9 protein-coding genes are annotated in these 6,447 nt (G+C 58.6%); 4 read left to right on the top strand and 5 right to left on the bottom strand.

The genetic code is table 11. The features are described from left to right. Both V8J63_RS21655 and V8J63_RS21650 read left to right on the top strand, forming a co-directional pair. Window positions 1-584, top strand: a 584-nt coding sequence (locus V8J63_RS21655; RefSeq protein ID WP_336464605.1) for a zinc-binding dehydrogenase, incomplete at its 5' end; no start/stop codon positions are given. A gap of 113 nt (window positions 585-697) precedes the next feature. Then, window positions 698-1,642, top strand: a complete 945-nt coding sequence (locus V8J63_RS21650; RefSeq protein ID WP_016774066.1) for an alpha/beta hydrolase — start codon at window positions 698-700, stop codon at window positions 1,640-1,642. Between the two features lie 30 nt (window positions 1,643-1,672). On the opposite strand, the gene V8J63_RS21645 is transcribed toward V8J63_RS21650, so the two are convergent. Continuing rightward, window positions 1,673-2,002 (bottom strand): hypothetical protein, encoded by a 330-nt coding sequence (locus V8J63_RS21645; protein ID WP_336464604.1) that lies wholly within the window; start codon window positions 2,000-2,002, stop codon window positions 1,673-1,675. Between the two features lie 186 nt (window positions 2,003-2,188). Here V8J63_RS21645 and V8J63_RS21640 point away from each other — a divergent pair, with 186 nt between their 5' ends. Both V8J63_RS21640 and V8J63_RS21635 read left to right on the top strand, forming a co-directional pair. Continuing rightward, entirely contained in the window at window positions 2,189-2,464 is a 276-nt protein-coding gene (locus tag V8J63_RS21640; protein WP_024012416.1) for a hypothetical protein, read from the top strand. Window positions 2,465-2,591: 127 nt separating this feature from the next. Next, on the top strand, window positions 2,592-2,807 hold the full coding sequence (locus V8J63_RS21635; protein WP_041478566.1) for a hypothetical protein: 216 nt from the start codon (window positions 2,592-2,594) through the stop codon (window positions 2,805-2,807). 83 nt (window positions 2,808-2,890) lie between these two features. Here V8J63_RS21635 and V8J63_RS21630 read toward each other — a convergent pair whose 3' ends face one another. The 4 genes from V8J63_RS21630 to V8J63_RS21615 form a co-directional block, all read right to left on the bottom strand. Then, window positions 2,891-3,178 carry a hypothetical protein gene (locus V8J63_RS21630; protein WP_130902651.1) on the bottom strand — a complete coding sequence of 96 codons (288 nt, stop codon included), beginning with the start codon at window positions 3,176-3,178 and terminating at the stop codon, window positions 2,891-2,893. Between the two features lie 173 nt (window positions 3,179-3,351). Continuing rightward, entirely contained in the window at window positions 3,352-4,380 is a 1,029-nt protein-coding gene (rtcA, locus tag V8J63_RS21625) for an RNA 3'-terminal phosphate cyclase (protein ID WP_122700528.1), read from the bottom strand. Window positions 4,381-4,389: 9 nt separating this feature from the next. After that, on the bottom strand, window positions 4,390-5,178 hold the full coding sequence (locus tag V8J63_RS21620; protein ID WP_336464603.1) for a nucleotidyltransferase domain-containing protein: 789 nt from the start codon (window positions 5,176-5,178) through the stop codon (window positions 4,390-4,392). Between the two features lie 11 nt (window positions 5,179-5,189). Beyond that, window positions 5,190-6,416 (bottom strand): RtcB family protein, encoded by a 1,227-nt coding sequence (locus tag V8J63_RS21615; RefSeq protein ID WP_336464602.1) that lies wholly within the window; start codon window positions 6,414-6,416, stop codon window positions 5,190-5,192. Window positions 6,417-6,447 lie beyond the last annotated feature (31 nt).

The raw sequence follows: 6,447 nt of genomic DNA, 5'->3' as shown, positions 1-6,447 counted from the left end.
GCCTCGGCGGTGCCAAGGCCGGCCAGCGCGTGCTGATTCACGGCGGCACCAGCGGCATCGGTACCACCGCGCTGATGCTCTGCCGTGAATTCGGTATTGAGGCGTTCGCCACCGCCGGCAGTCCTGAAAAATGCGCCGCAATCAGCAAACTTGGCGGGCAGCCGATCAACTATCGGGAAGAAGATTTTGCCAAGATCATTGCCGAGAAGACCGCAGATCAAGGCGTGCACGTGATTCTCGACATCATGGGTGGCTCGTATCTGAACGGCAACATCAGCGCACTGGCGATGGACGGCCGACTGGTGATGCTCGGTTTCCTCGGCGGCGCCCGCGCCAACGACATCGATCTGCTGGCGATCCTCGGCAAACGCGCGGTGGTCACCGGTTCGCTGCTGCGCGCACGTACCGCTGCGGAGAAAGCCGCCATCGCCGGTCAACTGCAAGAACACGTTTGGCCTGCCCTCAGCGCCGGGCGCTGCCTGCCGATCATCGACAAGGTTTACCCGCTGGCTGACGCGGCTCAGGCCCATGCCCGCATGGAGGGCGGCGATCATATCGGCAAGATCGTCCTGCAAGTGGCGTGAGGGATTGCAGCATCTTGTAATCGTTGCACATGCACGGTGGTCGAAAATAATCACGCGCAGACCGAGGCATCTGGTAAAAAGCGTTCTTTGTCTGCGCCGTGGTGAAACGATTAATGTTCCTGTCCTTGCTGACTCGTCTGCGACGCCGCCGCTTGGCATTCGCCATGATGGCCGCGCTAATCATTGGCGTGCCGACGAGTTGTGCGGTGCTGGAACACACCGAGCGCAAACTGCTTTTTCGCATTGAGCCGGGCACTGCCGGCTGGTATCGCGGACTGCCCGGCAGCGTTCAGGAACTCGATCTGCAACCGAAGAGTTTCAAGGCCGGGCAGAACATCCATGCCTGGTGGTGGCCGGCTGAACGTGCCAATGCCCCGGCAATCCTTTACTTGCATGGCGTGCGCTGGAACCTCACCGGGCAACTGTTTCGCATCGAACAACTGCGAGCGGCGGGCTATTCGGTGCTGGCCATCGATTATCGAGGGTTCGGCCAAAGTAAGGGTGATTTACCATCCGAAAGCAGCGTTTATGAGGATGCCCGCGTGGCGTGGGAGCGCTTCCAACTGCTGCAACCGGACCCGAACAAGCGCCTGATCTATGGCCACTCTCTCGGTGGCGCGGTGGCGATTGATCTGGCGGCCGAACTGGGACAGAACGCGGCGCGCAACCACACACCTCTGCCGGTACGCGGTCTGGTCATTGAATCGACCTTCACTTCTCTCGCCGACGTAGCCGCCGCCGTGGCCAACACCTCGCTCCCGGTGCGCTGGTTGCTCTCGCAGAAATTCGACTCCATCGACAAGATCGCCGATATTCATATGCCGCTTTTGGTGGTGCATGGCCTGGCTGATGCCTTCGTGCCGCCGCGCTTCAGCGAGCAGCTGTTCAATGCCGCTGAGCAGCCCAAGCGCCTGTTGCTGGTGCCCGGAGCAACGCACAACAACAGCATGGCGCTTGGCGGTCAGGGGTATCGCAAGGCTCTGGATGCGTTGATGCAGAGCAAGCCGTTGCCGCGGGTGGCCGGGCCGGCAGTCGCCAAGGGTTCTGGCGATTCCTAAGCTGTGTTACCAGTGCTGGATAAAGGGGCATCAGCGCCGAGCCAACTCATGTCGTACGCATTGCTCATAATAGGTCTGCTTGACAGCTGCCGGTTTGAGCTTGGAACTGCTGTTGTAGGTCTGCTCGGTAATCCCCATCGCTGTCATGCGCATCCAAGGCTGCTGGAACCGGCGAACCTGCAATTGCTTGCGCGCGCCATACAGTGAAACTCCTGACAATTTCGATCGCTGCGCCCCGGCAGCGATATCCGAGCCCCAAGTGCAGGCAAAGCGATGGCCTTTGCTTATCTCTTTTGCCTGCACTCCCGAGGCGATCAAAGCCAGGGAAAGCATCGCAACGGTGATGACAATCGTCCGCATATAGCCAACCTAACCTTTTGAAAAAAGGCGATTTTGCCGGGGCAAAATGTCTCTGGGGGCCAGCAATTTGCCTGCTGTCAGGATTTTTTTCATCAGGGTGAAATTCGCCGCTCGTCCAGTACCGCGCACCTTTGCCAGACAGGCCTATCCAACGCTGTACATCCCACCGCGCAGAAGGCCCACGTGATGAACAAGAAAATTTTCGCCTTGTCGTTTTTCAGCCTGTGCCTGATCGGCCCGATTCACGCTTCGGCAGCCGAATCCACGGCGGGCGCAGCAACCCCTGCCACGGCCTTGCCCGGCGTCAATCATGCAGAAAGCTCTCGCGACCATGACGAGAAGGCGAACAAGAAAGGCGAAGAGTCCTCAGGCGCCAACGCGGGATCAGAGCCGCATGAGACAGAAAAGGATGCCGCGACGTCGAGCGATTCCGAAGACCTGGATAAAAAACCCGCTCAGTAAGAGTGGATTCGCTTTTAGTAACGAAAACCCGACACCGAAACTAGCGCAACACCGGGTGATATCAATATGATGCGCGCACTGGCCGCCATAGAGGGCGGCCAGAGGAAAATACATCCAAGGAATGCAAATGAAAGATTTCGTCATCGGCGTCAACAACATCGTTCTCTACATCGCATTGGCGGTCATCCTGATCGTTTCCCTCTTCATGATGAGCCAGAGCTTTCTCTCGGGTCTCGGTATGTTCGTAGGCGGCACCCTGGGCTGGTGCATCGTCTCCGGCTTTTGGTTCGTGCAGTCGGCGACCTATGAAGAACTGCGCAAGCTGAACTCGAAAACCAGCTGATCTGCGCCGAGTATTCGTTAAAGAAAAAGGCCAATGTCATCGACATTGGCCTTTCTTTTTTTAGCGGCGAAGAGACTGGTTCTTCATTGCTTGGTGCACTGAGCGCCTAGTCCCATGCCCATGGAACCCAGAGCTACCATCGGGCCGCTCGGCAGCTCGCACGTATATTCACCGCTTTCGGTTTGAGCGGTATAGAACGTTGTATTGAAGTCGCTGCGGATGTTTGAAACCTTGATCACGGGTTTGCCAATGGTGGTCTGTGCGCGATTCTTGAGATCACTCTCCCCCGGCTTTACGGTCTGGCATCCAGTGACCGCGAGGACCAGTGTTGCGATTAAAGCGAGAACCGGAATAGTCCTTGATGAGTTCATTGCAGATCGACCTTTTTGATTTTGTACCGGAAAAATTTGACAGTCAGCTGCCAAGCGACAGGACTTTAAGGTCGAGCCGGAACAGGGGCAATTAGGTCGAATGTGCTAATGGCTGAGGGCTAGTGGCGCTCTCAGTGAGGTTTTGCGACTGTCTTCGGGATCGCAGGTCGCTACTAATGAGTTTGTGAAACTGCTATCCGCAAGCGATCACTGCCCTCCTCCTGACAATCAATACGGACGGGCAAAAACAGCTGGATGACTTCAATGTTGCTGCGCAAATGATCAGTCATGCGCGGCGTGGTGAACGATCCACCGCCGGCCAGCGCCATCGGTAACAGCAACTGATCGGCCAGATGCTCAGCCACCGCAGCACCACTACGCAGCCAGTCAGCAGCCTGATTGATCGCGGCATCCGCTACTTTCTCAGCGCGTAACGACACTTGGCCAAATGCGCTGAACACTTCAGTGACGTGTTCGAAAACGTACTCCAGCAATAACACATTGCCCGGGCCGCGTGCCGGATCAAGCGTCACCGCTTGCAGCGCCTCCGCAAGCCAGTTCAACCGCTTGGCCACTTGGCTCAGTTCTCGCTGAGCGACGGTAGGCGCAAGTCCGGCAGTCAGCGCCAGAGCCTGCCGTGAAATCGCCTCGCCGCGCTCACACACATCCAGTCGCGTCAGGCGCGACGGCTGCACCGTCACGGCAATCTCGCCACCGCCAGCCGGTACGAAACCATGACGCAGCAACTCCAGCTCGACATCGCCGCCCATGCGCCGCAGCAGCGGTAGCCAACTGCGCGAGAGGAAATCCGTCGGCGGTGCCAGCGGATTGTGGGTGCCACCGGAGATCGTCACTCGGCTGGCCTGCGGCGCCTGCAACAAGGCTGGCAACAGCGTCTGTAGCACCAGCGTGCAACTGCCCGCCGTGCCAATAGCGAACTGAAAGTTGCCTCCGCGAATCTCGCCCGGTTCGAAGCTCAGTGCTTGCGACCCCAGATGCGCACCAGATATCTCTGCACCACACACCTCGGCCGCCGCCATCACGGCTGTCAGATGTTGACGCAGCAGTCCCGGACGGCTGCGTCTGGCGCGGATCTGTTTAATACGAAACGCCCGGCCTGTCACCATCGACAGGCTCAGCGCACTGCGCAATACCTGGCCACCACCAATGGCGCCGTCCAGTTCAATTACATCCTTTTTCATTGCAATTCCTTACGCGTACAGCCCGACGGTGTCCCTGAGGTAGCGATCCAGCCGCCGCGAGTCTTCCTGAGTTCTGGGTAATGTTGGCGTTTCGCGCTCAAGCTCAGCCGCGATGAACCGGTGCAGCGCCGGACGACGCGGCCCGTAAGCGCTCTCGTCGGCATTGCGCTTGAGCGCCAGCAGTTCGTCGACTTCGCTGAGCAGCGCGCGATCATCGACGGTGCTCAGCAGGTCGGCGAAGATCATCGGTGGTCGGCCTCGCCCCTGATCGATCCAGCGCACCGCGAGCAAGGGCCGTAGCACATAGAAATACTTTTTGAAGCGCACAGTTTCGCCTTGCAGGTAACCACGAAAGTTCTTCTTCGCCATCGACAGATAGTGGTTGCGTGCCGCTGGCGGGCTGTAGAACGCTTCGGCCAGTTCGCGCAACTGCGCCACCTGAGCGCTCTCGCTGCGATAGACCAGCGGCGAATCGAGCCACTCGAGCAACGTCGGATTGGATTTGCGCAACAGACCGAGGGTCTTGCGCAATTCCCATCCGCTGACGTCGAGCTCATCGTCCAGCGGTCGCTCGATTACATCACGAGGCGTATCGACCTGGACGAACCACTCAGGCTTTTCCACGTACACAAACCGCACGTCGTAATCGCTGTCGGTGGAGGCGAAGCCCCAGGCCCGACTACCTGATTCACACGCATATAAAACAGTGACATTGCGCTCGCGCTCCAAACGCGCCAGCTCGGCCAGCACCCGTGTGCGCATCGTGCCGCACAGCGGGTGACGCTCTTCGAATTCCATAACCTCTTTCCTTATCCTTTGACGCACACCACCTGACGCAGGGTGTGCAGCACTTCCACCAGCTCACGCTGGGCGTGCATGACTTTGTCGATGTCCTTGTAGGCCATCGGAATTTCGTCAATCACCGCTTCGTCCTTGCGGCATTCCACGTGGGCGGTGGCGCGAATCTGATCGGCGACGGTGAAGGTATTCTTCGCCTTCGTGCGGCTCATGGTGCGGCCGGCGCCATGGCTGCAGGAACTGAATGACTCTTCATTGCCCAGACCGCGAACGATGAAGCTCTTGGCGCCCATCGAGCCCGGAATAATCCCCAGCTCGCCCTTCTTCGCTGACACGGCGCCTTTGCGGGTAATCAGCACGTCTTCACCGTAATGCCGTTCCTTCTGCACGTAGTTGTGATGGCAGTTCACCGCTTCGAGCGCGACCTCGAAAGGCTTGTGGATGATCTGCCGCGTGGCCTGAATCACTGCGCGCATCATCAGTTCACGGTTCTGTCTGGCGAAGTCCTGCGCCCAGCCAACCGCCTCCACGTAATCATCAAAATGCTGACTGCCCTCTTCGAAATAGGCCAGGTCACGGTCCGGCAGGTTGGCAATGTGCTGGCGCATATCGGCTTGGGCCATCTGGATGAACAGGTTGCCGATAGCGTTGCCGACGCCACGCGAACCACTGTGCAACATGAACCACACCCGGTTGGCTTCATCCAGGCACACTTCGACGAAGTGATTGCCACTGCCGAGCGTCCCCAAGTGCGCCCGGTTGTTGGTATTGGCCAGTTTCGGATACTTGTCGGTGATCAATTTGAAGCGCGGCTGCAACCCCGCCCAGGCCTGATCGGCTTGCTGCGGAACCTCGTCCCAGGCGCCTTTGTCTCGCCGCGAACGATTCGAACTGCGGCCGTGCGGCACCGCTTTTTCGATTGCAGTACGCAATCCATGCAGGTTGTCTGGCAGATCTGCAGCCGTCAGCGACGTACGCGCAGCGATCATGCCGCAACCGATGTCGACGCCCACCGCTGCGGGAATGATCGCGCCGACCGTTGGAATCACGCTGCCAATTGTCGAGCCCTTGCCCAAGTGCACATCGGGCATCACCGCCAGATGCTTGAAGATGAACGGCATTTTTGCCGTGTTCATCAACTGTGCGCGGGCTTCGCTTTCAACCGGGACACCTTCGGTCCAGAGTTTGATGGGCTTGCCGTTGGCGACTTCGAGAAGCTGGTAGGTTTGGTCTTTCATATCTTGGTGTCCATGTTCGTTTCCATCAGCA

It is taken from the genome of Pseudomonas sp. CCNWLW23, from assembly GCF_037095675.1.
Classification (GTDB): Bacteria; Pseudomonadota; Gammaproteobacteria; order Pseudomonadales; family Pseudomonadaceae; genus Aquipseudomonas; species Aquipseudomonas atacamensis.
Note: the sequence above shows the minus strand (reverse complement) of the source record. Positions and strands in the feature narration are given on the sequence as shown.

Excerpts from the sequence above, each read along its gene's own strand:
- V8J63_RS21650 (WP_016774066.1), top strand. The coding sequence starts at position 698 with ATGTTCCTGTCCTTGCTGACTCGTCTGCGACGCCGCCGCTTGGCATTC.
- V8J63_RS21645 (WP_336464604.1), bottom strand. The coding sequence starts at position 2,002 with ATGCGGACGATTGTCATCACCGTTGCGATGCTTTCCCTGGCTTTGATC.
- V8J63_RS21640 (WP_024012416.1), top strand. The coding sequence starts at position 2,189 with ATGAACAAGAAAATTTTCGCCTTGTCGTTTTTCAGCCTGTGCCTGATC.
- V8J63_RS21635 (WP_041478566.1), top strand. The coding sequence starts at position 2,592 with ATGAAAGATTTCGTCATCGGCGTCAACAACATCGTTCTCTACATCGCA.
- V8J63_RS21630 (WP_130902651.1), bottom strand. The coding sequence starts at position 3,178 with ATGAACTCATCAAGGACTATTCCGGTTCTCGCTTTAATCGCAACACTG.
- rtcA (WP_122700528.1), bottom strand. The coding sequence starts at position 4,380 with ATGAAAAAGGATGTAATTGAACTGGACGGCGCCATTGGTGGTGGCCAG.
- V8J63_RS21620 (WP_336464603.1), bottom strand. The coding sequence starts at position 5,178 with ATGGAATTCGAAGAGCGTCACCCGCTGTGCGGCACGATGCGCACACGG.
- V8J63_RS21615 (WP_336464602.1), bottom strand. The coding sequence starts at position 6,416 with ATGAAAGACCAAACCTACCAGCTTCTCGAAGTCGCCAACGGCAAGCCC.